Origin of the sequence: Rubricoccus marinus (assembly GCF_002257665.1) — a bacterium.
Taxonomy (GTDB): domain Bacteria; phylum Bacteroidota; class Rhodothermia; order Rhodothermales; family Rubricoccaceae; genus Rubricoccus; species Rubricoccus marinus.
In genome coordinates this window covers 2,356,127-2,382,127 of the sequence record NZ_MQWB01000001.1, presented here as the reverse complement: position 1 = coordinate 2,382,127, position 26,001 = coordinate 2,356,127, and the positions used below count along the sequence as shown (strand labels likewise).

Sequence of the window (26,001 nt, the reverse complement as noted above, 5' to 3'; positions counted from 1 at the left end):
ACCGCCTCTGGCGCGGGCTCACTCTCCGATCTCAGTAAACCGGCCCGGGCAGGCGATGCGCGCGAGGTCGAGATCGTACGGCTCGTAGTACGTGTACACGATCTGGCGCGCGGGCGCCTCGCCGCGGCGGAAGACGCACGTCGCGATGCGGCGCTCGGCCGGGCACTCGCCGGCCTGAAAAGACGAGTTGGGCGCCGCCGCGCAGTGGTTCTCCGCCGTTTGCCTGTCCCACGTCGCGCCGGTGTAGGTAAAGCAGAAGCCCTCCGTGCTGCGCACGTCGCAGCTTCCCGCGACGGGCGGGGACGGCGAGGGCGGCGGAAGGGACGGCGGCCCTGGCTCTGGAATCGGCGGAGGCGTGGGGCGTGGCCTCGGGCGCGGTCTCGGCGCTACCGGAATCTCGATGCCCGGGCGGTACCGCGGCTCCAGCGTGTCGAACACCGCCTCGGCGGCGTCGAACACCGTCTCGGCCTGTGGCCGCGGGCGGCCCTCCGCCAGAGGCGCGTCGAACGGGTCGGCCCCTGGCGGAGAAGACGCATTCCGGCCGCGCTCGCGTGACGCCTCGGGCGACGCTCCCGGCGTGGCCTCGCGACCGCATCCCGCCAGCGGCGGGAGCAGAAGCGCGAACACGAGAGCGGCACGGAGCATGGCGAAGTCTAGCCTCTAGCGCCGCCGTGCCTAGGACCAAACGGCACGGCGTCCTCGGCCGCACGGAGGTCGAGGTGTCCAGCCCACGAAGGCGCCGCAGTGAGGTATGGCTCGATCCACTTCCGGTCCACGCGGTGCTTGAGCGCGAGCGCCCACGCGCCGCGCAGCGCCAGAGGCCCGGCTACGAAAAGCCCCTCGTGCGTGCCGGTGGAGAGGATAAGCGGTGCCACTGGGTACGGCCGCCACGTCGTGAGCGACGCGGCCTCTGGCGCCTCGCCCGAGGCGAGCGCGTCGACCAGCGTTTCCACGTTGCGTGCGAGCGTTGGCCCCTGCTTGACAGCGTGGACGCCGACGCGCGCGAGGTCCTCGTGGCCGTCCACGACGGCGGCATCGCCCGCCACGAACACGCGCGGAAAGCGGTGCGCCTGCAGCGTCTCGTGGACGCGCACGAAGCCTCTGGCGTCGGCGTCCAGCGCCTCGGCCAGCCAAGCGTGCCCGACCGAGCCCGTCGCCCACAGCACGCGGTCGGCGGGGACCGAGGCGCTAGAGGCGAGCCGCACGGCTCCGGGCTCGACGCGGTCCACTTCGGATCCCAGCCGCACGTCTACCTGCCTCTGGCGCAGCGTGTCGTAGGCCCAGCGCTGCGCGCTGCGCGGGAACGCCGAGAGCAGCGCGCCGGACGGCTCCACCAGAGAGAGTTCCAGCCGTCCCTTTAGGTCTGGCCGCGCCGAGAGGTTCAGCGCGACTTCGACGCCCGCCGCGCCGCCGCCCACGATGACGAGGCGCCGCGTTTCGTCGCTCGCGCCAGAGGCCACCTCGCTCAGAAAAGCGCGGAGCGCCCCGATCTTGTGCAGCGGCTTGGTCCGCACCGCCGGTCCCGCGGCCTCTTGCGCGGGGTTCGCCGCGCCCACGTCGACCGCGCACACGTCGTAGAAGAACCGGGCGCCAGAGGCCGTCTCTACCTCGCGCGCCGGGGCGTCCAGCGCGACGGCCGGCTCGGACACGAACCGGACGCCCTCGCGGGTGCAGATCGCGCTGAGGTCGATGGTCACGTCCTCGCGAGGGTAGACCCGGCCGAGGTACTCGGGCGTCATGCCGGAGTACCACAGGTGCGGGCAGTCGCTGATCAGCGTTACCTCCGCGCCGCGCCGAACCAGGCCTCTGGCGCGCGCCAGAAGCGGCAGCGACGCGTGCCCACCGCCGACGATGAGGACGTGCATCAGCGTGCGGTGAGGCGGCGAATCACGTCCACGGACGAGACGCCGTCGGCGTCGGCCGCGAAGTTGGTCACGATGCGGTGGCGCAGGACCGGGACGGCGAGACGGTCCACGTGCTCCGCCAGAGGCGTCAGGCGGCCTTCGAGCAGCGCCAACGCCTTCGCGCCGAGCACGAGGTACTGGCTCGCGCGCGGACCGGCTCCGTAGGACAGGTACTCTGTCGCGAAGTCCGGAGTGCCCTCACGGCCGGGACGCGTGCGCGACACCAGACGGACGGCGTGCTCCACGACGGAGTCCGCGACCGGAACGGCGCGGACGAGCTTCTGGAACGCCAGCAGGTCCTCGCGCGAGATCGCACGGCTTACGGGTGCAGGCGATGCGCCCGTCGTGCTCTTGACGACCGAGACCTCGTCCTCGAAGCTGGGGTAGTCCAGCCACAGGTTGAGCATAAAGCGGTCCAGTTGCGCCTCTGGAAGGGGGTAGGTGCCCTCCTGCTCGATGGGGTTCTGCGTCGCGAGGACGAAGAACGGCTCTTCCAGCGTGAACGTCTCGCCAGCGGCCGTCACGCGGTGCTCCTGCATCGCTTCGAGCAACGCCGCCTGCGTTTTGGGCGGCGTGCGGTTCACCTCGTCGGCGAGGACCACGTTGGCGAAGATGGGGCCTTTGGCAAACCGGAAGTCGCGGCGGCCCGTGGCTGGGTCTTCCTCGATGATCTCGGTTCCCGTGATGTCGCCCGGCATCAGGTCCGGCGTGAACTGGACGCGGCTAAAGTCCAGGTCCAGTGCCTGCGCGAGCGTGCGCACGAGCAGCGTTTTCGCCAGCCCCGGTACGCCCACGAGCAGCACGTGACCGCCCGCCAGAAGTGCCACGATCAGCCCCTCGATGGCTTCGTCCTGCCCCACGATGACCTTGCCGATCTCGGCGCGGAGGCGCCGGTACGCCTCGGCGAGTTGATCGGCGGCGGCGGGGTCGTTCGGGTCGATGGGCATAGAGCGCGGGGCGTCGGTGCGGCGCCAGAGGCGCGGGCGGGGGAAGGGCGCCAACCTACGCCGCGTCGCGTTTCGCGTGCCGCGCCAGAGGCCTCTCGCGGGCGAGGCGTCGCAAGGCCTCTGGCGCGTACAAAAACGCCGCCATCAGATCGGGTCCGGTGGCGGCGAAAGGGCGCGGGCGCCAGAGTCTAGCTCTCGGTCGCACTCTCGGCGGTGTAGCGCGGCGAGCGGATGTCGACGTAGACATCGCGCTGGAGGCGGCGCACCCATTGGTCGAAGACCTCGCGGCGCTTGTCGTTGAGCGCGTATTGGGAGAGCAGCGCGTAGTCGGTCTCGACTGAGAGCGCGTGCGGGGGCGTCTTTTTCTGCAGGAGCACGATGTGCACGGCCTGCGTGCCCGCGTTGTCCAGCAAGCGGACGGTGGCCGGCTCGCTCACATCGCCGACGCTGAGCGTATCGACCGTGGCCTTCCACTGCCCGCCGAGGGCTTCCAAGCGGATGTCACGATCGCCGGTACGGGGATCGGAGACGTACCCGCCTCGCGCGGCGCTAAGCGGGTCCTGGGAGTGGCGGCGCGCGATGGCCTCGAAGGGGACGCCGTGGTTCACGACGGAATCGCGCAGGACCATGAGCTCCTGGCGGGCGATGTCCGCAGCGTCGGCGCCCATCTCGACGGAGATGAGGATGTGCTGGAACGTCACCTTGCCCGCCTCGCGCTCCGAGACGCGGAGAAAGTGGTAGCCGAACGGGCTCTCGAACACCTGGGAGACCTCTTCGAGCGCGATGCTGCCTGCAACGGCTGCGAACTCCGGCACGAGGAGGCGAAGCTCGATGTCCTCGATGAGACCGCCTCGCGAGCCCGACCCGGGGTCGTCTGAGTGGCGGCGCGCGAGGTCTGCGAGCGTGGCCTGCTCAGCAAGGACGGAATCGCGCAGCGCGCTGGCAAAGTCACGGGCGGCCTGCTTGACCTCTGGCGTCGCCGCCGGCACCTTCACGATGTGGGCGACGCGGACGATCTCGGGCACCTCGGGGCGCTCGGCGGGCGGGATCTGCTCCAGCCACGCGCGGACCTCGCCGGGCGTCACGCTCACGTCGCGCATCCGCGTGCCGCGGAGGCGCTCTGCGAGGAGCTGCTTCCGCACGTCCTGGCGGAAGGTCTCTTTGATCTCGTCCATCGTTTTGCGGTAGTAGGCCTCCAAGGCCTCCTCGCCGCCCGCCTGGGCTGCCATCTGGCCCACCTGAGCGTCCAACTGCTGCTGCACCATTTCCTCGCCGATGATGATCGTCGTGTCGCGCTCGGCGTGGATCACGAGCACGCGCTGACGCACCAACTCGTCCAGCGCGCGGCTCCACAACTCGTTGGTCACCGGCTGCCCCTGGGACGCCTGCTGCGCGAGCGCGGTCGCCTCGGAGTGGAGCACGATCTCGTCGCCCACGACGGCGGCGATGCCGTCCAGAACGGTGCCGGGCGCGACCTGCGCGCGAGTGGGGAAAGCGACCGCGAAGGCCAAGAGGGCGAGGGCCGCGAGGCGTGGTAGCGTCTGCATGGGGTGGGAGTGGTTGAGACGAGCCAACGGCGCCAGAGGCGCGGCTCGTACGTCGGCGCCCACGCTTCGCGCGGGCTTTCTAAACGGGCCTATTGGATGGCGAGGCGCCCGCCGGCCTCGGCCTCCGAGCGGAGGCGAGCGATGTGGCGCGCTTCGGCGTCTTTCCGCTTGCGGATGGCGAGGCGCTCCACGATCTCCGGGCGGATCATGCCCAGCGAGGGCACCTGCCCCGGCTGCACGCGCTCCACAACGGAGACGACGTAGGTGGCCTCTGGCGCCGTCAGCACGATGGGCGCCGCGCCGGCGCCCAGAGCGGAGATGCGGAGGCCGAGATCCTCGTTGAGCGCGCGGAGGCGGCTCTCGGGGATAAACGAGTCCGCGAGTTCGGTGGCGCCGTCGGGGTCCGTCGCGTACTCGCGGGCGGTGAGGGCAAACAGCGAATCCGCCAGAGGCGTGCCCTGGATCTGCGCGAGGGCGTTCTGGGCCTCTTGCGCGCGCGCGGCCGTCGGCATCCGCAAGAGGCGGACGCGGACGTACGGCTCGCGGAGCGTGAGCTTGTCCCTGTTGGCCTCGTAGTACGCCGCGATCTCCGGCTCGGTCGGCTCGGCAGGGGTGGACTCGAAAAAGCGCGAGAGGTAGGCGGCTTCCAAAACGGACTGCTCGCTCTCGCGAAGAGCACGCTGCACGTCGCCCTCCTCGTCCAGGCCTGCGCGGCGGGCTTCCTGGACCACCAGTTCGCGGCGGACCCATTGCTCCATCACCTGACGTCGCGCGGCGGCGCTGTCCAACCCTGGGGTGGCGCCGCCGAGCGCTTCCTGCAATTCGCCCTCGCTCAGGACCGCGTCGCCGACGCGCGCCACCACCGCGCCGCCAGAGGCCGCGTCGGGTTCGGTGCTGCCGCCGCCGCAGGCAGTGAGCGCCAGAGGCACGAGCAGGAAAACGAGGGCGCGCACGCTACTCCGTGGTCGCGGGCAGCGTCTCCCGCACTTCCATCACGCCAGAGGCCTCTGGCGGGACGGCGGGGATCCGTTCGGGGAAGGTGCGGGCGTCGTAGCGCTCGCGGAGGCGGGCGGCCCACTCGGTTTCGAGGATGGCCTGGTAGTCCGAGATCACCTCGGCGCGGGCCTCCTTGAACGTCTTCTCGCGTGGCTCCTCGATGCCGTCTAGGACGTAGACGGCCAGGCGGCTGCGCTCGGGGAGCACGTCGGTGAACTCGCCGGGCGCGAGGTCCAGCGTGGCGTCGAGCGCGGTGTTGGTGGAGTCCGCGAGGCGGAGCGTGTCCAGGCGCAGGGCGAAACGGGTGCCTTCATGGCGGGCGAAGACGGCCTCTGGCGTCATGCCGGCCTCCAGGTCCGCACGGACGGCGCGGAGCAGGGAGTCGCCCGGGGTGCGGAAGGCGAGGATGCGGCGCCGCTCCGGCCAGCGGTACGCGCCGCGGTTGGCCTCGTAGGTCCGCATGAGGCCCAGCGTGTCAGCGCTGGCGCGGGTCCACACGCTGTCCTCCGCGATCCGGAAAAGGAGCACGCCCTCGGTGTAGCCGCGGAACAGGCGCGCGAACTCGGGATCGCGGTCCTGCAGCGAGCCGATGGCGGCCTCGACGGCCTGCTCGGTGAGGTAGTCGTCGGCGAACTGCACGAGCGCGGGCGTGAGGTTGTCCGACGGCGCGATGCGGGCGCGGCGCATCGGCGTGGCGAGGTCGCCCAGCGTGTACTCCGTGCCTTCCATCGTGGCGAAGACCTCGCCAGAGGCGTCACCGAAGCCGCCCTGCGCGTAGGCGAGCACGGAGTCGGTGGGGATGCCCTGGACCGCGGAGCGGACCACTTCGGGCATGAACACGGCGCCTCTGGCGGCACGCTCCTCGCGACCGACCTGCTGGCGGCGCAGCGAGGTGCGCGGCAGGCTCTGCGCCGTCCGCTTCAGCTCCGCGTACTGCTCCTCGTAGCTCGCGGGCTCCTCGCGCCCGGTCAGCTGGATGAGGTGAACGCCAAAGCGCGTCTCCACCGGTGCCGACACGTCGCCGACGTTCTGGAGCGCGAAGGCGGCTTGCTCAAACGGGGGCACCATCCGGCCGGGGCCGAACGAGCCGAGGTCACCGCCTCTGGCGGCGGAGCCGGGGTCCTGCGAGACCTCGGCGGCGAGCGCCTCGAAGCTGTCGCCAGCGGCGAGGCGGGCCTGCACGCTATCGATGCGGGCGTAGACGGCGGCGGAGTCCTGGGGGGTGGGGCCGGTCCACGAGATCAGGATGTGGCGCGCCGAGACGGGCGTGGGCGTCGGGCGGCGGTCGGTCACGTAGACGAGGTGGTAGCCGAACTGGCTCCGCACCGGCTCGCTGATCTCGCCCACGGGCGTGTTGTACATCGCGTCCTCGAACGGGAGGACAACGCGGCCCGCAGAAAGCCAGTTGAGGTTGCCGTCGGCGCCGACCTGGCCGGCGGGGCGCTGCGCCGAGGGGTCCTCGGAGTTGCGGCGAGCGGCTTCGGCAAACGTGATCTGCCCGCTCATGATGGAATCGCGAACGGCGCGGAGCTTGGTGAGCTGCGCGAGGGTATCCGCTGGCGCGGTCTCCTCGCTCACGAGCATGAGGATGTGCGACACCTCGATCTGCTCCTTGCCCTTCTCGTAGAGGTCGCGGACGATGCCGTCCATGATCTCGGCGTCGGTGAAGTACGGGCCGGCGAGGTCGTTGCGGTACTCGTCGACCTCGGCGAGGTAGGAGGAGTCGCGGTCGTAGCCGGCCTCTCGCGCGGAGCGGACCTTGAGGCGGAAGTCGGTGTACCGCTCCAGGAAGTCCAGACGGCGCTCGCGGAGCGAGTCCGCGCTGATCTCGCTTCTCTCCAGGCCGCCCTCCGCGCGGGCGTACTCACCCTCGTACTCGGCGAGGGACAGCGTCGTCCCGGTCCACTGCGCCACGACGGGCGTCCCATCGGGCGCCAGAGGCGCGGGTTCGGGAGCGGAGGGGCGGGCGCCACCGCAGCCCACGGCGGCGACACTGACGAGGAACGCCGCCAGAGGCAGGGCGGCGGAGCGCAGAGAAAGCATCGGGAGTCGGGAGGTTGGTAGGGGAACGGCGTCCGGCCCATCACCGGGGCCGTGCACGGCACGTGCGTAGCCGCGCGAAGCTAACCCGGCCCCCGGCGGCGGCCGTGCCTCTGGCGGGTCAAGCCGTGGCGAAAACGGCACGGGCGGGCGCGTTTGGGATCACGCGCGCGGCGGCGGAGATTGCCAAGAGCGGGGCGCACAGGCAGGCGCGGCGCCAGAGGTCGAAATTTTTCTCGCGATGGGGAGCAACGTTCCAGGCCTCTGCCGGTCTCCGACGCGAAGGGCCCTACACTCCTCTCTGATGCCGCATCCCCAGCCCCCGCCCGTGCCGCCCGGCGACCTCGACCTCGTCGAGGCCTTCCGTCGAGGCGATGAATTCGCCTTTGTGACGCTCTACGACCGCCACAAAGGGGCGGTCTACGGCTACGCTGCCAAGATGCTGCTCTCGCGCGCCGCCGCGGAGGACATCGTGCAGGAGACCTTTGCGCGGGCCTACGAGCACCGCCAGAGGCTCGTCAGCGCGGGCGCCTTCCGCTCGTGGGTGTTCACCATCGCGCGCAACCAGTGCCTCAACGCCATCGCGCGCGCCGACCGCGAGCCCGCCTTGCGCGAGGACGCGCCCGACACGCCCGCGCCGGGGACGCCCTTCAGTCACCTGCTCAAAAGCGAGCAGGCCGCGCTCGTGCACAAAGCTCTCGACGCGCTGCCACCCGCCTATCGTGAGGTCCTCGTGCTCCGCGAGTACCAGAACCTCTCCTACGACGAGATCGCCGCGGTCACCCGCACGACGGTCTCGTCCGTAAAAAGCCGACTGTTCAAAGCCCGCCGCAAGACCGGAGAGATCCTCCGGCCGTGGCTGGACCCTACGCCCGCCGCTCCTGAGCCCGCCGCCTCTGGCGCCAGAGGCCCGGTCGCGGCGCGCGCCTGACTCCCATGCTGTTCCCCTCCGCCGCCTGCCCCGATCCCGACGCCGAGATGCTCCTCAACGAGTACCTCGACGGCGAACTGGACCTCGGCCGCGAACCCGACCTGTTCTCCCACCTCGCGACGTGCGGCGGCTGCCGCCGGCAGTTCGAGGCCATGCTGGCCTTCCGCCTCGCCGTGCGCCAGGAGCCTCTGGCGGTCCCGCCCGCGCTGGACCAGCGCGTCCTCGCGCGGCTGGACGAGACGCGGCGGCTCACCATCCGCCGCCCCAACCGCCGCGCCGACCGCGCGCCTCTGGCGGGCGCGCTGCGCCGCCGCGTGCCCGTGAGCGTCGCGCTGGCCGTCACGGTCCTGGCGGTCTTTATCGCCGCGATGCTGCCCACGAACGCCCCCGCGCCGGCCTCCGCCGACTCGGTCCGGCTCGCCCGCGTCACGCTCAGTGATGGCCCGCTCTACGTCATCGAGCACGACGTGACCGTGGAGGCCGACCGCGAGGCCGCGCCAGAGGACGGATGAGGGATGAGGGATGAGGGATGAGGGATGAGGGATGAGGAGGGGCGCCGGCCGTTTTGTTCCGCCAGAGGCCCCGTTCGCCATCCGCCTCCCGCCCCGCCTCTGGCGCTGCGTCCATCCTCCCGTAGGGGCGTATCGCATACGCCCTTCTCGCAGGACCCCTTCGGGCCTCGCCTCTGGCGCGGTGGGCCGGCCCTCACCCTGTCCCTCTCCCAGGAGGAGAGGGGACCTCGCCTGTGAGATCCAATCGGCCTCTGGCGCCAGAGGCGAGCGGGGCGCAGCTTTACCCGGTACCGGGTACCCGGTACCGCGAAGCGAGGCGCCAGACGCCGGGCCACTGCAGCATTCGGCGTCTCTCCCCGGTCTCGCCAGAGGCGCGGTTTTAGGTTCGTCGGCCTGACCCCAGACCGACCATGCCCGACTCTCCCGTCCGCGTCCGCTTTGCGCCCAGCCCCACCGGGCTCCTCCACATCGGCGGGCTCCGCACCGCGCTCTACAACTGGCTCCTCGCCGAGAAGACCGGCGGCACGTTCGTGCTCCGCATCGAGGACACCGACCGCGCGCGGTTCGTGGAAGGCGCCGAGGAGGACATCCGCGAGAGCCTCGCCTGGGCGGGCCTGACCATCGCCGAAGGGCCTCTGGCGGGCGGGCCGCACGCGCCGTACCGGCAGAGCGAGCGGAGCAGCCTCTACAAGGACGCCGCCGACCGCCTCCTGGCCTCTGGCGACGCGTACATCGCGTTCGACACGGCGGAGGAGTTGGACGCCATGCGCGAGCGGCTGACCACGAAGGAGAACCCGAGCCCGCGATACGACCGCGCGAGCATGACCAACTCGCTGACGCTGGGGGAGGAGGAGACGCAGGCGCGCATCGCCAGAGGCGACGAGCACGTCGTGCGGCTCCGGGTGCCCGAGGGCGAGACCGTCACGTTTATCGACCTCATCCGCGGCGAGGTCTCGTTCGAGACGAGCACGGTCGACGACCAGGTGCTCGTCAAGAGCGACGGCCTGCCGACGTACCACCTCGCGAACGTCGTGGATGACCACGCGATGGAGATCACGCACGTCATCCGCGGCGAGGAGTGGCTCTCGTCCACGCCCAAGCACATCCTGCTCTACCGCGCGCTCGGCTGGGCGCCACCCGCCCTCGCGCACCTCCCCCTTATCCTCGCGCCGACCGGCGGCAAGCTCTCCAAGCGCAACGCGGACAAGCTGGGCATCCCGGTCAACGTGCGCGACTACGTCGCCGCGGGCTACGAGCCGGAGGCGGTCGTCAACTGGCTCGCGTTCCTGGGCTGGAACCCCGGGACGGAGCAGGAGCTGTTCTCGCTGGAGGAGTTAGCGGAGGCGTTCTCCATCGAGCGCATCGGCCAGTCCGGCGTGCAGCTGTCGATGGACAAGCTCCAGTGGTTCAACGGCCAGCACCTCCGCGCTCTCGCGCCCGAGGCCGTCGCCGAGCGGGCCTCTGGCGCGGTCGGGGAGAAGTACGGGGACATCGACCGCCAGAGGCTGACCGAGGCTGCGGCCTTGCTCCACGAGCGGCTCGACCTCGCGCGCGACCTCGCGGACGCCGGCTACCTCTTCGAGGCGCCCCAGGCCTACGACGAGGCAGGCGTCAAGAAGCGGTGGAAGGAGGACAGCGCCGCGCTCTGCCGCGCCTACGCCGACCGCCTAGAAGCGCTGGACGCGTTCACGCTCGACTCCACCGAGGCCGCCATGCGCGAGATGGCCGAAACGGAGGAGGTCGGCTTCGGCCGGATCGTCCATCCCGTCCGCATCGCCACGACCGGCACGATGGTCGGCGCCGGCATGTTCGACACGCTCGTCTTTCTCGGGCAGGACGAGTCCGTCGCCCGCCTCCGCCGAGCGGCCGACGCGCTGGGCTAGACGCAACGCGGCCTCTGGCGAACGCCGCCAGAGGCCGGAGGTGCGAGAAGTCCTGGAGGGCGAGGCGGCAACCGTTCTGCCAGCCCCCTCGGCCTACGGCAGTTTCGCCGCGAGCACGTCGATCTGCTCGATCGACGGCGGCTCCGCCAGAAGCCGGTCGGCGTTCTCCATTAGCGCCGCCGCGATGGGGCCGTTCAAGTGCGCTTGGCGCCCGTCGTCGTCGGGGAAAGAGTCGAAGATGCCGAACGTGCGCTCGTCGAACTTGACGGCGTACCACGTGACGGTTTTCTCCTCGTCCTGCGCTAGAGGCAGCGCGCCGGTGAGGAATTGTTCGACCTCGGCTTCCATGCCGGGCTTGGCGACGAGACGGGCAAAGATGGCTTTGTTGACGGTTGACATGTTGGGGAGGGGAGAGGTGTGCCCCTCCCTACCGCCCCCCGCCAGAGGCGTTCGCCCGCGGCGGAGATTAGGCGCCCGTCCTACACGACGAGCCTCTGGCGGGTGGCCCGCGTGGTCGCCAGAGGCTACGCGCCGAGCCTCTGGCGGAGCAGCGCCTGGAGCGCCTTCGGGTCCGCGCCCTTCGGCGCGCGCCGCATCGCCTGGCCCACGAAAAAGCCGAACAGCTTGGTCTCGCCCGCGCGGTAGCGCGCGAGTTCCTCCGGGTTGTCCGCCAGCGCGGCGTCTAGCGCGGGCGCGAGCCCGGCTTCGTCGCTGACGGCGCTCAGACCCAGTTTTTCGACCGCCTCCGGCGCGGAGCCTCCCTCGGAGACCAAGTGTGAGACCACCGGGCCTACCGCGTTGCGGGTCAAGGCGTTGTCTGCAACGAGTTGGAGTGTTGCCGCAAGGGCCTCTGGCGAGGCTTTCGCGTCCGCCAGAGGCATGTCGCCGAGCGCGCGGCGCACGTCGTGGACGACGAGCGTGCCGGCCTCCTTCTCACCGGCGCCGCTGGCGACGGTGGACTCGAAGAGGCTCCGAAGCGCGTTGTCTGCTGCCAGGACGGCGGCCTCCTCGCGGCCCACGCCGCGGACGGCGAGGGCGCTGTACGTCTCGCGCTCGGCCTCGCTCAGCGCCGAGGCCGGATCGCGCGGGCCCGCTTCCGCCAGAGGCTTCGGCTCGGCTTTCGGGGCCTCTGGCGCGGGCGCCTTCGTCTTGCGCGCCCACCCGTCTTTGAGGCTCACGATCTGGTTGAACACGAGGTCGCCAGAGGCGGAGTCCTCGGGGTCCTGCCAGAAAAAGCCGGTGCGCTCGAACTGGTAGCGGGTGTCCGCCGGGTCGCCCGCGACCGACGGCTCGATCCAGCCCTTGCGCGTCACGAGCGAGTCGGGGTTTACCGCCGTCATGAAGTCCTCCAACTCGTCCGGCGCGGGGTGCGAGAAGAGGCGGTCGTAGAGACGGAACGTGGCGGGGAGGGCGGTCTCGGCCGCGACCCAGTGGATCGCGCCGCGGACTTTGCGCCCGACCGGGTCGTTCTCGAACGTGTCCAGGTCTGCCGTCGCGCGAATCTCGGTGATCTCGCCCGCGTCGTCGGTCTCAAACCCGGTGCACTTCACCACGCAGCCGTGGCGGAGCCACACCTCGGCGTCGGGCGCGAGGCGACGCCAGCCCTTTGGCGGGTCGGCAGAGAAGTCGGCGCGCTCGATCCACACCTCGCGCGCCAGAGGCACGGGGCGGGTCTTGGGCGCCGCCTCTGGCGGGGTCACGTCGTCCGGCCAGTAGGGGGCGTCCAGCGTCTTCGTCTCGCCAGAGGCCATGTTCTCGATGACGAGCCGGACCGGGTCGGTCACAGCCATCACGCGCGGAGCGATGCTGTTGAGGTCGTCGCGGATGGCGTGCTCCAAGAGGGCGAGGTCGGTCCGGCCGTTGACCTTGGAGACCCCGGCCAGGCTCGCAAAGTGGCGGATCGCCTCGGGGCGGATGCCGCGGCGGCGGAAGCCCGCAATCGTAGGCATCCGGGGATCGTCCCAGCCGGCCACGACGCCGTCCTCGACGAGCCGGCGCAGCTTGCGCTTGCTCATCACGGTCGCCTCCACGTTGAGCCGCGCGAACTCGTACTGGTGGTTGCGCGGCTCGGGAATGCCGATCGCGTCCAGATACCAGTCGTAGAGCGGGCGGTTGACGTCGAACTCCAGCGTGCAGACCGAGTGCGTGATGCCCTCGATGGCGTCGCCCTGGCCGTGCGCCCAGTCGTAGAGCGGGTAGATGGCCCAGTCCGTGCCGGTCCGGTAGTGGTGCGCGTCGCGGCGGATGCGGTACATCAGCGGGTCGCGCATCTTCATGTTCGGGTGCGCCATGTCGATCTTGGCGCGCAGCACGTGGGAGCCGTCCGGGTGCTCGCCGCGGCGCATCTCCTCCAGAAGACGCAGGCTCTCCTCTGGCGCGCGGTCGCGGAACGGGCTGTTGGTCCCGGCCTCGGTCACGGTCCCACGCATCGCGCGGATCTCGTCCTCGCTCTGGCTGTCGACGTAGGCCAGACCCTTGCGCACGAGGTCCTGCGCCCAGGCGTACATCTGGTCGAAGTAGTCGGACGCGTAGACGACGGCCGTGGGCTCGTAGCCCAACCAGCGGACGGCGTCTTCCAGCGCGCGGGCGAACTCCTCGTTCTCGGTCTCCGGGTTGGTGTCGTCGAACCGGAGGTTGCATTTCCCGCCGAACTGGCCGGAAAGCCCGAAGTTGAGCCAGATGCTCTGCGCGTGGCCCAGGTGCGGGTAGCCGTTGGGCTCGGGCGGGAAGCGCATCGCCACGCGTCCGGCGTGCGTGCCGGCCTCCACGTCGCGGGCAATGATGTCGCGGAGGAAGTTGTCGGGGCGGGAGTCTGAGGAGTCGGCCACGTCTGGGTCTCGGTCTGGAAGACCGAAACGTACCGGGATTCCAGGCACAGGAGGGCAGAGAAACGCGGAAAGAGGAGCGAGCTACCGGGAGGCGCTCGCCTCTGGCGCCAGGGGCCGATCTTAAGTCCTCAGTCCTCAGTCTCCCCATGGATCTCTTCGCCAGCGGCCTCCCCACGCTCGACGCCGACCGCCTCCGCCTTCGCCACCCGCGAGAGGCCGACGTGCCCGCGTTGCTCCGCGTCTTCGGCAACGCGGACGACCTGCAGTATTGGAGCCACGGGCCTCTGGCGGACGAGGGCGCCGCGCGCGCTTACCTCGCGGACATCGACCGGTTCTGGCGCGAGCGGTCGTTGTTCCAGTGGGCCATCGCGGACCGGAAGACGGACGAGATGATGGGGACCGCCACGCTCAACCGATGGGACGAAGAGAACCGCCGTGCCGACGTCGGCTTCATCCTGGCCCGGGATTTCTGGGGGCGGGGCCTCGCGCAAGAGGCAGTCTGGCGCGTGCTCCGGTTCGGGTTCGAGGAGATGAACCTCCACCGCGTAGAAGCCGACGTGGACCCCGAGAACGAGGCGTCGCTCGCGCTTCTGGAGCGACTGGGATTCCAACGCGAGGGACACTTCCGCGAGCGGTGGTTCACCTTCGGGACGTGGAAGGACAGCGTGATGCTCGGGTTACTCTCGCGCGATCTGACCGCTCCTACGCCGCGCTAAGACCGCCCATCAGCACTTTTCAGTGTCACCGCGAGAGGCGCGGACACATGGCGTTCTGGTGCCTCATCGCTTGTCTGGATAGGGGGCGCGTAACGACGCCGGTTCTGTGAGGACGTTGAAGCCTCTGGCGCCAGAGGCCATGCGCAGTCAGCTTCAGTCCCCAGTCCCCAGTCCCCAGTCCCCAGTCCCCAGTCTCACAGTTCGAGCGAGAGTTGCACACCGTCCACGTCCGCCAGAGGCACGAGGCTGGAAACCGTCAGGCCGACGAGCCGCAGCGGGCTGTCCGGCACCTCGGGGCGCGCGAGGAGCGCGGCGGCGATCGTCGCCAGAGGCCCTTCCTGCCAGACGGGCGACGCGAAGGAAGCAGACCGCGTGCTCTGCACGAACCGGGCGGTTTTGAGCTTGAGCGTAACCGTCCGTCCGGCCAGGCCGTGCGTGTCCAGGCGGCGCACGAGTTCAGAGGTAATGGGCTCCAGCCGCGCGAGGATGGCGGCCTCGCCGCGCTCGTTGTGCGAGAACGTCCGCTCTACGCCGACCGACTTGCGGACGCGGTGTGGCCGGACGGGCCGCGTGTCGTCGCACTGGCCGAGGCGGTAGAGCCAGCCGCCGGTTTTGCCCAGCCTCTGGCGCAGCGCCGCCTCGTCCCAACTCTGGAGGTCGGCGCCCGTCCGGATGCCGAGACCGTGGAGCCGCCGCGCCGTTGCCGGGCCGACGCCGTGGAACTTCTCGACGGGCAACGCGGCCATAAACGCCCGCGCCTCGTGGGGCTGGATCACCGAGAGGCCGTCGGGCTTGTCCAGGTCGCTCGCCACCTTGGCGAAGAACTTGGCGAACGACACGCCCGCCGAGGCCGTGAGGCCTGTGGCCTCGTGGATCTCGCGCCGGATCGACTGCGCGATAAGGGTGGCGGACCTCGGGCCGCGTTTGGGCTCAGTCACGTCCAGGTAGGCTTCGTCCAGCGAAAGCGGCTCCACCAAGTCGGTGTAGGAGCGGAAGATGCCGCGCACCACGTCCGAGACCTCCTTGTACACCGCGAACCGCGGCGGCACCACGATCAGGTCCGGGCAGAGCTTGCGCGCGTGCGCCATCGGCATCGCGCTGCGCACGCCGAACGGCCGCGCCTCATAGCTCGCCGCGCAGACCACGCCGCGGCCCGAGCGACCGCCCACGGCCACAGGCCGTCCACGCAACGCGGGGTCATCGCGCTGCTCAACGGACGCGTAGAACGCGTCCATATCGACGTGGAGGATCTTGCGCACGGGCCTCTGGCGAGGGCGCGAAGGGAGGGGGATGGCCCGCCGGCTCCGGCTGGCTTAGACGGTGACCACAAGCTCGCGCCGAGTGGGCGCCAGAGGCGTGTCAGCGCAACCGCAAGAGGCTCAGGCCTCTGGCGCGTCCGGGATATCGGTCCCGCAGTTCCAGCAGACCGCGAACTGCGCGTCGTTGACCTCGCCACACGAGGGACACGTCCACGGCTGGGCGTCCACTTCGGGGTCTGCCATGACCTCGACGACGAGAGAGCGGGCGTCCTCCAGGCGGTCGCCGTCCTTGACCCACACCTCTGCCCACGCGGCGATGGGTGGGACCTCGCCCATCGCGGCTCCCAACTGGTCTCCCTGGACGATGGCCGTGATGCCCGCGTTTTCAAGCGCGCCACGGACGAGGTGCGCAATGCTGGGGTCCGGGTGGCTGTAGACGCGCGTCATGGCAGGGCTGGAAGGTGAACATGGAGTACGCCGCGCCAGAGGCTCGTGTTGCGCATCGGGCCATGCCTTGGAAAAGGCTTCGGGCGCCAGCGGGATCAGGCGAGGTCCGGCGGCGGCCACAGGCCGAGCGAGCGGCGCACGTCGGTTACCTGCCCGGCGTGGTAGCTGTTGTGGTCGGCCGCGAGCAGGATCTCGCGGAGGAGCGTGTAGCCTCTGGCGTGCGAGAACTCCGCCGTGAGGTCCCCCGTCTTCGAGAAGTCGATGAGGGCCTCCAGGTCGCTCTCGAAATCGGAGAGCGCGAGCGCCCAATCGTCGGGCGTGCCGGGCGCGGACGGCCAGTAGGCTTCCGGCCACTCGGGAGTGGAGTAGTCCGGGTTTTGGCAAAAGAGGAGGATGTCGTTCTGCGAAAACCAGAGGTGGTAGAGCAGGTCCCAGAGCGTGTTAGGGAGGCCGGGCGCGCGCACGTTGATCGCCTCTGGCGGGACCCCCTGTAGAGACGCCAGAGGCGGGACATGCGCATTCGCGCCGCGGAGCAGTGCGACGAGCTCGGCGCGGAGGCGGTCGCCAGAGGCGAGGCCGGTATCGGGAGGTGTCATGGCGACGCTGGACAAGTAGGTAACCCGCTGATTGTACAGCGCTCCGGCGGTGCGTGTGCGTCTATCGTGAGCGTTCTTTCTGCACTGGAACGCGCGTTTCGTTGGGCGCTGCTGTCTGCAGGGAGGCTCCGAAATGTGTTGCACAGCCCAGGGGCGCGCCCTACTCTTGCATCCCTGTGACGCCCTTCCCTATGGCTGAACCCCGCTTTCGAGTCCTCCTCGTCGGCCCGACTGCGTTGGACGCCGAGGGGCGGCCCATCAAGCAGAAGCGCGTCCACCTGCCGGGTCTCACGCTGCCCATGCTGGCGGCCGTGACGCCAGACTGGGTCGACATCCGGCTCTGCCACGAGACCGTCGAGAGCGTGCCCTACGATGAGCCGTGGGACCTGGTCGGCCTGACGGGTATGGGCTCGGGCATCGTCGGTGCGTGGCGCATCGCCGAGGGCTTTCGCGCCAGAGGCGTCAAGGTGGTCATCGGCGGCATCGCGGCCTCGCTCTCCGACCCTGAGCTGCACCTTCAGCATGCCGACTCGGTCGTGATCGGCGAGGCGGAGCACGTCTGGCCGGAGGTCTTGGCCGACGCCGCCAGAGGCGACCTCAAGCGCATCTACCGCATGACGGAGCGGCCCAACATCTGCGAACTCCCGCTCCCGCGCTACGACCTGATGGCGGACAAGCGCTACGGCTTCTGGCGCCCAGTCCAGGCCACGCGTGGCTGCCCGTTTACGTGCTCGTTTTGCTCCATCACGGCGTTTTTCGACCAGGGCTATCGCAAGAGGCCCGTCGATCAGGTCGTGCGCGACGTGCGCGCAGCGAAAAAGGCCGGGAGCAAATACATCGCGTTTATCGACGACAACATCGGCATCGACCGGAAGTACGCGACCGAGCTGTTCGAGGCGCTGATCCCGGAGCGGATCCTGTGGATGAGCCAGTGCAGCCTGCAGATCGCGGAAGACGAGGACCTGATGCGCCTCGCGCGGAAATCCGGGTGCCGGCTGCTCTCGTTCGGCATCGAGTCGGTGAACCCTGAAAGCCTGGAGGGCGTGGACAAGGCCTGGAACCAACCCGAGCGCTACAGCAAGGCCATCCACGCGCTCCGCCGCAACGGCATCGACGTCTCGACTGAGATGATCGTCGGACTGGACGGAGACGGCGCGGACATCTTCGAGCGCACCTACACCTTCCTGATGGAGAACGCGATCTCGGTCCCGCGTGTCCACATCATGACGCCCATCCCCGGCACTCCACTCTACAAGGAGATGGACGCGAAAGGCCGCATCAGCACTACGGACTTCGGCAATTTCTCCGGCGGCAAGGTGGTGTACCAGCCGAAGAACTTCACGCCAGAGGCCCTTCAGGCAGGCTACTGGGACCTCTACGAGCGCCTCTTCACGCGCCGGGCCATCGCCCACCGCGTCGGTTTCAATCCGCCGCGCCACGGCCCGCTTATGCGGGGCTTTGTATGGGGCGTCAACTTCCATTACCGCGACCACATCAAGCGTCGGATCACGCCGGGGATCGTGTGAGCGGGGAGGGGTGTGTGGGTGTCCAACTGTAGAGCGATGGTGACTTCCTTCAGAGATCTCAGGGTGTACGGCGACGCTCGCGCGTTGGCACGGGAGATCTATGCGCTCTCGAAAGCGTGGCCACGGGAGGAGAGGTATAGCCTGACGGACCAGATCCGGCGGGCGTCGCGCTCTGTCATGGCGAATACGGCGGAGGCATGGCGCAAGAGGCGCTACCCCAAGCACTTCGCGAGCAAGCTGAGCGACGCAGAGGCCGAGGCGTGCGAATGCCGGGCATGGCTAGACGTCGCGCTGGACTGCGGCCACGTCGACGCGGCAACGCACAACGCGTTAGACGTGCGCTACCACGCTCTTATCGGGGGCCTCGTCACGATGCAGCGGGACAGCGCGCGGCGGTGCAGCCTGGCCTCTGGCGCCCGCGAACCCGTCGTCGGGTACGACACCGCCAGAGGATCCGAATTCCCAGTTTGAGCCACCCTCAAACCCTCTCCGCCCACACTCTCCCACTCGACAGATGCGCATCCTCCTCGTTCGTCCGCCGGTCCCCAAACACACCGTCGGGCTGAAGCACATCATGATCTGCGAGCCGCTCGAACTGGAGTACGTAGCGGCTGGGATCAGTCCCGAGCACGAAATCGAGATCATCGACCTGATCCTCGAAAAGGGCTGGGACAGGAAGGGACTGGAGCGCCGGTTGAAGCGATTCAAGCCTGATGTCGTCGGCACGTCGTGCTACATCAACGGCGTCAACGAGGTCAAAAAGATCTGCCGGGCGGCGAAGCGGTGGAGCCTGGACTGCAAGACCATCGTCGGCGGCGTGCACGCGGCGCGGGCGCCAGAGGACTTCGCGGACCCTTCGGTGGACGTGATCGTGACGGGCGATGGGACGACGGTGATCCAGCAGGTTCTGGACGTGTGGGGTGAGGAGGAAGGAGGGAAGGAGCGAGTAGCCAGTGGGCAGTGGCAAGCCGCTGGCGAAGCCGTCGCGCCAGAGGCCTCCGGCGATGGCGCCGCCTCTGGCGGGACGCCGGAAGGACACGCTAGCGGTGTGTCCCTACGGGAGGGGCCGGCTGCCTCTGGCGCCAGAGGCGAGGCGGGGAAAACCGTACAGGACGCGCTCAGGCATCCGACGGCGCCAGCGGCCACGTCGCTGCGCGAGATCTCGGGGCTCGCGATTCCCGTCGGCCCGCGGCAGGTGGAAAAGACGGCGACGACGAAGCACTACATGCCGCCGCCGGATACGCTGCCGTTTCCGCGGCGGGATCTGGTGGCGCACCTCCGCGACCGCTACTACTACCTCTTCCATCGTCCGGTCACGACGATGAAGACGACCTGGGGCTGCTGGTTCCGCTGCAACTTCTGCTTTACGTGGACCATCACGGACGGCACGCCCTTTTCGCGCTCTCCCGAGTCCATCGTGGACGAGTTGGAGACCATCGAGACGGAGGACGTCTACATCGTGGACGACATCTTCCTCATCAACCGAAAGCGGCTGGACAAGATCGCGGCGCTGCTCCGCGCCAGAGGCATCCGGAAGAAGTACCTCATCTACGCGCGGGCGGACTTTATCTCGGAGAACGAGGACATCATCGAGGAATGGTCCGAGCTCGGCCTCTCGGCCATCATCGTGGGCCTGGAGGCGGCGACCGACGACGAGTTGGTGTCGATGAACAAGGAGTGCTCGGTGGACTACAACCGAACGGCCATCGCGATCCTGCAAAAGCACGGCGTGGACTGCTACGGCTCCCTCATCCCGCACCCGGACTACACCGACGCGGACTGGGACCGGCTGCAGGACTTTATCAACGAGACGGGCCTGTACTACCTCAACATCTCGCCGCTCACGCCGCTGCCGGGCACAGGCCAGTGGGAGGACCATGAGGATGACATCGTGATCCCGCGCGACGCGCACGGGCTCTGGGACCTCTCGCACGCGGTCCTGCCGACGCGGATGTCGCTCAAGCGGTTCTACCGCCGTCTGCTCGGCGTTTACGTCCGATCCACGCTCGACATGCGCCGCGCCCAGGCGCTCAGCCTGCGCACGCGACCACCGATCTGGAGCCCAGCATATCTGCGGCTGTGGAAGGGCGCGCTCTCCATCTGGTTCCAGTTCCGCAACCTCCACACGCACCACTCGCCGCGCGCGATCCGGCAGGCGCAGGACAAGGGCAAGCTCCCAGCCGGCCTCTCGTGGCCCGCGGCCTCTGGCGACGGGCAGGCCGGGGCGCCGCCGGTAGGGTTTGAGAGTGTGAGCGGGGAGGCGCTTAAGGGCGATTCTCTCGCGCAGCGGACCACGCGTACACCGACGTTGCCGCCTTCCAGCGTGTGAGAAGACGGACGCGAGGCGTCTGCGCCTCTGGCGCCAGAGGCGACGGGTGTACCGTCCCTCGCACCTCTCCCAATACCCTCAACCTCGTGCTCCACGACCCCTTCGACGGCCTCTTCGACTCCGAAGACCCAGACGCCAGCGGCCTCATCGCGGGCGCGACGGCGGAACGGTGGATGCAGACCGTCGGCTGGGGACGGCGGGCGGACCTGTACACGTACAGCCAGCCTCTGGCGGGGCCGCCGGGCGCGCGCGCCGACGTGGGTGGGCGCGAGGTCGTGTCCGCGAGCAGCTACGACTACCTGGGCCTGGCGTCGCACCCCGACGTGATCAGCGCAGCGGCGGACGCGGTGCAGCGGTTCGGGGTGGGGACGGGCGGCGTGCGGCTCCTGACCGGGACGTGCGACCTGCATCGCGAGCTGGAAGCGACACTTGCGGCGCACTACAGTCAGGGCGCCGCGCTGGCATTCTCGTCGGGCTACCTCGCGAACGTGGCCGTGCTCGCGGCGCTGCTCGGGCCAGACGACGTGGCCGTGCTCGACGCGCGTTGTCACCGCTCCATCGTGGACGGCTGTCGCCTCGCGCGCGTGCCCGTCCGCCTCTGGCGCCACAATGACGTGGAGCACCTGGACCGGGTGCTGAGCGAAGCGGCGCCAGAGGCCCGCAAGACGCTCGTCGTGACCGAGGGCGTGTTCTCGATGGACGGCGACCTCGGGCCTCTGGCGGAGATCGTGGAGACGGCGGAGCGGCACGGCGCGTACGTGATGGTGGACGAAGCGCACGCGCTGGGCGCGGTCGGTGCCAGAGGCGAGGGGAGCTGGGGCGCGCTCGGCGTGGACCCGTCGCGCGTGCATCTGTGGACGGGCTCGCTCTCGAAAGGACTCGGCGCTTCGGGCGGGTTCGTGGCCTGCGGCGCCGACGTGGGCGCGTTTCTTCAGCACGGCGCGGCGCCGTTCTTCTTTTCGCAGGCTCTCGCACCCGCCTCCACGGCTGCGGCGCTGGCCTCGCTCGGCGTGATGCAGCGCGAGCCCGAGCGGCACGCGGCGCTCAGGCGCAACGCGGACCTCTTGCGCGAGGGCGTGCAGGCGGCGGGCTTCGACGTGGGCGCGAGCGCGTCGCCCATCGTGCCCGTCGTTGTTGGCGATGACGAGGCGGCGTACCGGCTCGCGCGCGACCTGTGGGAGCATGGCGTCTGGGCCACGGCCGTCGTCTTCCCGGCCGTCGCCAGAGGCGCGGCGCGGCTTCGCCTTTGCGCGACCGCGCTCCACACGCCAGAGGACATCGACGCGATCTGCGCCGCTCTCGCGGCGTGCGCGCCCGTTCCGGCGTGAGGCCTCTGGCGACCGCAGCGTTCTCGCCGCCCGCGGTCCCTCCGCCTCTGGCGCCAGAGGCGGAGCGCGAGGCGTGGGACACGCTCGCGGGAGCCGACCACCCTCTTGCGGAGTCGCGCTTTGCCGACTGCGTGGAGCGGGGCGGGGTGGAGGGAGCCCGATTTGAGCGCCTGTTGCTCCGCTCCACTTCGGGCGAGCCCGCGCTCGCTGCCGAGCTCTCGCGCCTCGACGTGCGCCTCGACCTGCTTTCGCCGACGCCGTTCCGCGGCGCCATCTCGCGCGCCCGGCGCCTGTGGCCGCGCCTCTTGCGCGTGCCGGTTCTCTTCGCCGGACTGCCCGCGTCGTTCGCCCAGCCCGGTGTCCGGCTCGCGCCAGAAATGCCCGAGTCTGAGCGCGAGAGGCTGGTCCACGCGCTCGTGGATAGGATGGAGGCGCAGGCAGAGACCTGGAGCACGCCACTGCTCTGCGCCAAGGAGTTCACCACGCCAGAAGCGGACGCGTTGGCCGGGCCTCTGGCGTCGCGAGGGTTCCTGCGTCTCCCGAGCATGCCCGGCGTCCGGCTGGGGTTCGAGGGATCGAGTGGGGAGGGGAGTGAAGGTGCGCAACCCGAAACGCGTCCTCCCCACACTCACACACCCCCAACCACACACACCGCATTTCGCGCCGCGATGCGGTCCGGCTACCGTCGCCAACTCGATGCCGATCTCGTCGCGCGACAGAGGCTGCGGCTCCGCCGCATAGAGAACTGGGCGCCAGAGGCCGAGGCATTCTACCGCCTCTATGCGCGTGTGATGGACCGAGCGCCGTACCAGCTGGAGCGGTTCGGCGCGGGCTTTTTCCACGCCCTGGCCGAGCGATACGCAGGCGACTCCGCCGTGCTCGTCCTCGAAGACGACGCCGGGCCTCTGGCGATGGCGCTCACGCTCTACGGATCCGATACGGCCGTTTTTCTTCTTGCGGGCATCGACTACGGCCGGGCCGAACCGCTCGGCGCGTACCCCGCGCTCGTGGTCTCGGTCATCGAAGACGCGCTCGCCAGAGGCTACTCGGCGGTCGAACTCGGGCAGACGAGCTACGCGCTCAAGACCCGCCTCGGCGGCGTGCCGACCGACCGCTGGCTGTTCCTCAAAGCGCGCACGCCGTGGGCGCAACGGCTTCTGGCGCGCGCCGCGCCCGCGCTGTTCCCGCGATGGGACGTGCCGCCGCGCCGCGTTTTTCGCCAGAGCCCATGACGGACGACCGCGTGATCGAGCGCCCGGACCTCTTCACGCTCCGAGGCCGCTACCCCGGCGAACTCCTCCTCGCGTTCCGCCGCGATCCTCTGGCGCTGCTGGACCGGCTGACGGCCTCTGGCGCGCACGTCGCGCGGCTACGGGCGGGGCCGCGATGGGTGGCCGCCGTCGGGTCGCCAGAGGCCGCGCGGGAACTGCTGGTGGAGCGCGAGACCGATCTGGTGCGAGGCCGCGCGCTGGTCATGACCGAGTTCTTGCTCGGCGACGGCCTCCTCACCGACAGCGGAGAGGCGCACCGCGAGGCCCGCCGCCGCCTCGCGCCCGCCTTCTCACGCCAGAGGCTCGACGCTCTCGGCGCGCGCATCGCCTCTCGCGCCAACGCGCTGGCGGAGGAGTGGATCGCCAGAGGCCGCGTCGATGCGGAGTGGGAGATGCGGCGCCTCTCGCTCCACATCGCCGCCGACGTGCTGTTCGGGTACAGCCTCGCCTCTGGTGAACGCAATGCCATCTTAGGTGCTCTGGACGCCGCGTTGCCTCTGTTCGGCCGCACGTTCAACCCGCTCGCCGACATCCTGAACCGCTTGCCGACACCCGGCACGCGGCGCCTTCTCCGCGCCCGCGCCCGCCTCTGGCGCACGACCGACGCGATCCTCCACGCGCGACGCCAGAGGCGAGACGAACGCGGCGACGTGCTCGGCCACTTGCTCGCGTGGGAGCGCGAGGGTGGGCTGTCGCCAGAGGCCACGCGCGGCCAGGCACTCCAACTCCTGGCGGCGGGCCACGAGACGACCGGCGCCGGGTTGGCCTTCGCGCTCGATGACCTCGCGCGGCATCCCGAGTGGCAGGAACGGATCGCCTCTGGCGCCGATGACACCACTGGCGGAGGAGAAACCGCGCGGCGCGTGTTCGCCGAGTCCATGCGCCACCGCCCTCCCGCGTGGGTGGCCTCGCGCGAGGCCGTGCGCGACACGACGCTCGCGGGCGTCCCGCTCGCCAGAGGCACCGTCGTGCTCATGAGCCCGTGGGTGCTGGGCCGGGAGCCACGCCTCTGGCGCGATCCCGCGCGCTTCGACCCCGACCGGTTCGCGCTAGAGGCGACCGCCGAGCGGCACCGCTTCGCCTACCTCCCGTTTAGCGCGGGCCGCCACGGCTGCCTCGCGGAGCGCCTCGCGTGGATGGAAGGCGAGCAGGTCCTGAGCGCCCTGATGGCCCGTATTCGCCTCGCGCCCGTGTCGCCGTTCCCCGGCCTCGCGGCGCGGACCACGCTGCGCCCCTCCGGCCCGGTCTGGCTGGACGTGCGGACTACCTGAGCCTCTGGCGCCAGAGGCTGACTGCCTCCTGTAGTTGCACTCCCCCCACGAGGTCATCCCGACGGAGCGCAGCGACGAGGGATCTCCCATGTAGGAGTCAGCCTCTCCGCTTCAGGCCGAATTCGTACTCTTGAGCATGAAGCCGATGTGGGTTTACATCCTCGCCAACCGCTACGACACCGTGCTCTATGTTGGCGTCACAAACGACATCGAGCGCCGCTTATTTGAGCACAGGAGCGGCAGGTCAGGGTTCACGTCTCGGTATCGCGTTACGAAGCTCGTCTATGCCGAAGAGCACCGATGGGCCCGGGATGCCATCGCGCGTGAGAAGGAGATCAAAGGCTGGCGCCGCGCGAAGAAGCTGGCGTTGGTCCAGCGCGAGAACCCTGACCTGCGGGACCTCTCCCCGCCAGAGGCCTCTGGCGGGACCGCGTGACGGCACGAATTGGGGGATCCCTCCTCGCTTCGCTCGTTCGGGATGACAAGTCGAGGGGCGGCGAATGGAACGAAGGCAGTCCTCTGGCGCCAGAGGCTCGGCCCGTCTCTTATGTCGCGCTCCGCTCCACTACGGCGTACCGCTTGTCGCGCACCCCGCCGAACTTCTCGATGGCGTGCGTAAGCGTCGCGTTCGTGTCCATCACCCAGCCGAGTTCAGAGGCCGGGTAGCCCGCGAGGCGGCCGCGCTCGATGAGCTCGTGGATGAGGATGGTTTCGTAGCCGCGGCGGCGCACCTCGGGGAGCACGCCGAGCAGGATCGTGCGGAAGGTGCGCGGCGGCGCCAGCTTCGCCCGGAGCATGAGCGAGATCGCACCCGGAAACAGGCGGCCCGACGGATTATGCTGCAACACCTCGTTGGCGTCAGGCAGCGCGAGGAAAAAGCCGACGGGCTCGCCGTCGTCTTCCAGAATCAGCACGAGCCGAGGATCCAGCACTTCGCGCATCCCGCGCTCCATGTGGTCGAACTCCGCATCGCTCAGCGGCACCCAGTGCGGGGTGTCATCGAAGGCGCGGGCGTACAGGTCGCGGATGACCAACGCTTCCTGGCGCCAGAGGCCGGGGTCGGCCGCGCGGAGGCGAAGCCCGGGGTGCCTCTGGCGGACGAGCGCGGCGCCGCGCGCCAGCCTCTGTCGGTCGAGGTGCTTCCACGCCGCGTGGTAGGACGAGAGCGTCAGGATGGTCTCGAACCCGGCGGCCTCGACATGGCCCACGAGGTACTCCGGGTTGTACGGCATCATGAGCGCCGGTCGCCGGTCGAAGCCGTCCACGAGCAGCGCTGCCACGTCGTGGAAGGATGGGCTGAACGGGCCGCGAACGCGGGCATAGCCTCCGGCGGCGAGATGCTCGCGGGCCGTGTCGAGCAACGCGACGGCAGCCTCGCGGTCGTCCTCGACATCGAAAAAGCCGAAAAAGGCCGCGCCGTCGCTGTGGCGCTCGTTGTAGCGCCCGTTGGTGATGGCCGCCACGCGTCCCACCACGCGCCCGTCGCGCCACGCGAGAAACGGCGTAAGCGTGCCGTGCTCAAAAAACGGGTTCTTCCTCGGGTTCAGCAGCGCCCGCTGATCGCGCCGGAGCGGGGCCACCCAGGGCGTGCCGCGGTAGAGCCGGTAGGGAAGCGCGAGGAACGCGCGCCTCTCGCGGCGAGTCTGGACGGGGCGGACGTCAAGGGCCAC

At 69.9% G+C, this 26,001-nt stretch carries 23 protein-coding genes; 11 read left to right on the top strand and 12 right to left on the bottom strand.

From position 1 onward, the window contains the following. Positions 1-18: 18 nt before the first annotated feature. The 6 genes from BSZ36_RS10110 to BSZ36_RS10085 all read right to left on the bottom strand — a co-directional run bounded on the left by BSZ36_RS10110 (position 19) and on the right by BSZ36_RS10085 (position 7,437). Positions 19-645 (bottom strand): hypothetical protein, encoded by a 627-nt coding sequence (locus BSZ36_RS10110; protein WP_094548534.1) that lies wholly within the window; start codon positions 643-645, stop codon positions 19-21. An 8-nt stretch (positions 646-653) separates the two neighbouring features. Next, complete coding sequence (locus tag BSZ36_RS10105; protein ID WP_094548532.1) at positions 654-1,865, bottom strand: NAD(P)/FAD-dependent oxidoreductase; 1,212 nt, start codon at positions 1,863-1,865, stop codon at positions 654-656. Continuing rightward, positions 1,865-2,851 (bottom strand): AAA family ATPase, encoded by a 987-nt coding sequence (locus BSZ36_RS10100; RefSeq protein ID WP_094548530.1) that lies wholly within the window; start codon positions 2,849-2,851, stop codon positions 1,865-1,867. Before BSZ36_RS10100 ends, BSZ36_RS10105 begins: the two co-directional genes overlap by 1 nt. 188 nt (positions 2,852-3,039) lie before the next feature. Beyond that, on the bottom strand, positions 3,040-4,398 hold the full coding sequence (locus tag BSZ36_RS10095) for a peptidylprolyl isomerase (protein ID WP_094548528.1): 1,359 nt from the start codon (positions 4,396-4,398) through the stop codon (positions 3,040-3,042). A gap of 89 nt (positions 4,399-4,487) precedes the next feature. After that, a complete protein-coding gene (locus BSZ36_RS10090) occupies positions 4,488-5,351 on the bottom strand; it encodes a peptidylprolyl isomerase (protein WP_094548526.1) in 864 nt (287 codons plus the stop codon). Position 5,352: 1 nt separating this feature from the next. After that, a complete protein-coding gene (locus BSZ36_RS10085; protein ID WP_094548524.1) occupies positions 5,353-7,437 on the bottom strand; it encodes a peptidylprolyl isomerase in 2,085 nt (694 codons plus the stop codon). Between the two features lie 301 nt (positions 7,438-7,738). Between BSZ36_RS10085 and BSZ36_RS10080 the strand changes: the two genes are divergently transcribed. The 3 genes from BSZ36_RS10080 (at position 7,739) to gltX (ending at position 10,760) form a co-directional block, all read left to right on the top strand. Next, positions 7,739-8,365: an RNA polymerase sigma factor gene (locus tag BSZ36_RS10080; protein WP_179271124.1), complete on the top strand. Its 627-nt coding sequence runs from the start codon at positions 7,739-7,741 to the stop codon at positions 8,363-8,365. Positions 8,366-8,370: 5 nt separating this feature from the next. Next, positions 8,371-8,877 carry an anti-sigma factor gene (locus BSZ36_RS10075; protein WP_094548520.1) on the top strand — a complete coding sequence of 169 codons (507 nt, stop codon included), beginning with the start codon at positions 8,371-8,373 and terminating at the stop codon, positions 8,875-8,877. 410 nt (positions 8,878-9,287) lie between these two features. Further along, complete coding sequence (gltX, locus tag BSZ36_RS10070) at positions 9,288-10,760, top strand: glutamate--tRNA ligase (RefSeq protein ID WP_094548518.1); 1,473 nt, start codon at positions 9,288-9,290, stop codon at positions 10,758-10,760. 93 nt (positions 10,761-10,853) lie between these two features. On the opposite strand, the gene BSZ36_RS10065 is transcribed toward gltX, so the two are convergent. Further along, entirely contained in the window at positions 10,854-11,159 is a 306-nt protein-coding gene (locus BSZ36_RS10065) for a putative quinol monooxygenase (RefSeq protein WP_094548516.1), read from the bottom strand. 125 nt (positions 11,160-11,284) lie between these two features. Then, positions 11,285-13,588, bottom strand: coding sequence for a glutamine--tRNA ligase/YqeY domain fusion protein (locus BSZ36_RS10060; protein ID WP_094548514.1), 2,304 nt, complete (start codon positions 13,586-13,588; stop codon positions 11,285-11,287). 146 nt (positions 13,589-13,734) lie between these two features. Between BSZ36_RS10060 and BSZ36_RS10055 the strand changes: the two genes are divergently transcribed. After that, positions 13,735-14,304 (top strand): GNAT family N-acetyltransferase, encoded by a 570-nt coding sequence (locus BSZ36_RS10055; protein WP_094548512.1) that lies wholly within the window; start codon positions 13,735-13,737, stop codon positions 14,302-14,304. A 194-nt stretch (positions 14,305-14,498) separates the two neighbouring features. On the opposite strand, the gene dinB is transcribed toward BSZ36_RS10055, so the two are convergent. The 3 genes from dinB to BSZ36_RS10040 form a co-directional block, all read right to left on the bottom strand. Further along, positions 14,499-15,563: a DNA polymerase IV gene (gene dinB / locus BSZ36_RS10050; RefSeq protein ID WP_218827635.1), complete on the bottom strand. Its 1,065-nt coding sequence runs from the start codon at positions 15,561-15,563 to the stop codon at positions 14,499-14,501. Positions 15,564-15,683: 120 nt separating this feature from the next. Beyond that, entirely contained in the window at positions 15,684-16,010 is a 327-nt protein-coding gene (locus tag BSZ36_RS10045) for a putative signal transducing protein (protein ID WP_094548510.1), read from the bottom strand. 95 nt (positions 16,011-16,105) lie between these two features. Continuing rightward, on the bottom strand, positions 16,106-16,606 hold the full coding sequence (locus BSZ36_RS10040) for a DinB family protein (protein WP_094548508.1): 501 nt from the start codon (positions 16,604-16,606) through the stop codon (positions 16,106-16,108). Positions 16,607-16,797: 191 nt separating this feature from the next. Here BSZ36_RS10040 and BSZ36_RS10035 point away from each other — a divergent pair, with 191 nt between their 5' ends. The 7 genes from BSZ36_RS10035 (at position 16,798) to BSZ36_RS10005 (ending at position 24,767) form a co-directional block, all read left to right on the top strand. Beyond that, positions 16,798-18,132, top strand: a complete 1,335-nt coding sequence (locus tag BSZ36_RS10035) for a B12-binding domain-containing radical SAM protein (protein ID WP_094548506.1) — start codon at positions 16,798-16,800, stop codon at positions 18,130-18,132. Between the two features lie 36 nt (positions 18,133-18,168). Then, entirely contained in the window at positions 18,169-18,603 is a 435-nt protein-coding gene (locus BSZ36_RS10030) for a four helix bundle protein (RefSeq protein WP_094548504.1), read from the top strand. Between the two features lie 43 nt (positions 18,604-18,646). Beyond that, positions 18,647-20,461 carry a B12-binding domain-containing radical SAM protein gene (locus tag BSZ36_RS10025; RefSeq protein ID WP_094548502.1) on the top strand — a complete coding sequence of 605 codons (1,815 nt, stop codon included), beginning with the start codon at positions 18,647-18,649 and terminating at the stop codon, positions 20,459-20,461. Positions 20,462-20,547: 86 nt separating this feature from the next. Beyond that, positions 20,548-21,789, top strand: a complete 1,242-nt coding sequence (locus BSZ36_RS10020; protein ID WP_094548500.1) for an aminotransferase class I/II-fold pyridoxal phosphate-dependent enzyme — start codon at positions 20,548-20,550, stop codon at positions 21,787-21,789. Next, entirely contained in the window at positions 21,768-23,021 is a 1,254-nt protein-coding gene (locus BSZ36_RS10015) for a GNAT family N-acetyltransferase (RefSeq protein ID WP_094548498.1), read from the top strand. The genes BSZ36_RS10020 and BSZ36_RS10015 overlap by 22 nt, the downstream gene beginning before the upstream one ends. After that, a complete protein-coding gene (locus tag BSZ36_RS10010; protein WP_179271123.1) occupies positions 23,018-24,331 on the top strand; it encodes a cytochrome P450 in 1,314 nt (437 codons plus the stop codon). Before BSZ36_RS10015 ends, BSZ36_RS10010 begins: the two co-directional genes overlap by 4 nt. A 136-nt stretch (positions 24,332-24,467) precedes the next feature. After that, a complete protein-coding gene (locus tag BSZ36_RS10005; protein ID WP_094548494.1) occupies positions 24,468-24,767 on the top strand; it encodes a GIY-YIG nuclease family protein in 300 nt (99 codons plus the stop codon). 109 nt (positions 24,768-24,876) lie between these two features. Here BSZ36_RS10005 and BSZ36_RS10000 read toward each other — a convergent pair whose 3' ends face one another. Then, on the bottom strand, positions 24,877-26,001 hold the full coding sequence (locus BSZ36_RS10000) for a GNAT family N-acetyltransferase (protein WP_094548492.1): 1,125 nt from the start codon (positions 25,999-26,001) through the stop codon (positions 24,877-24,879).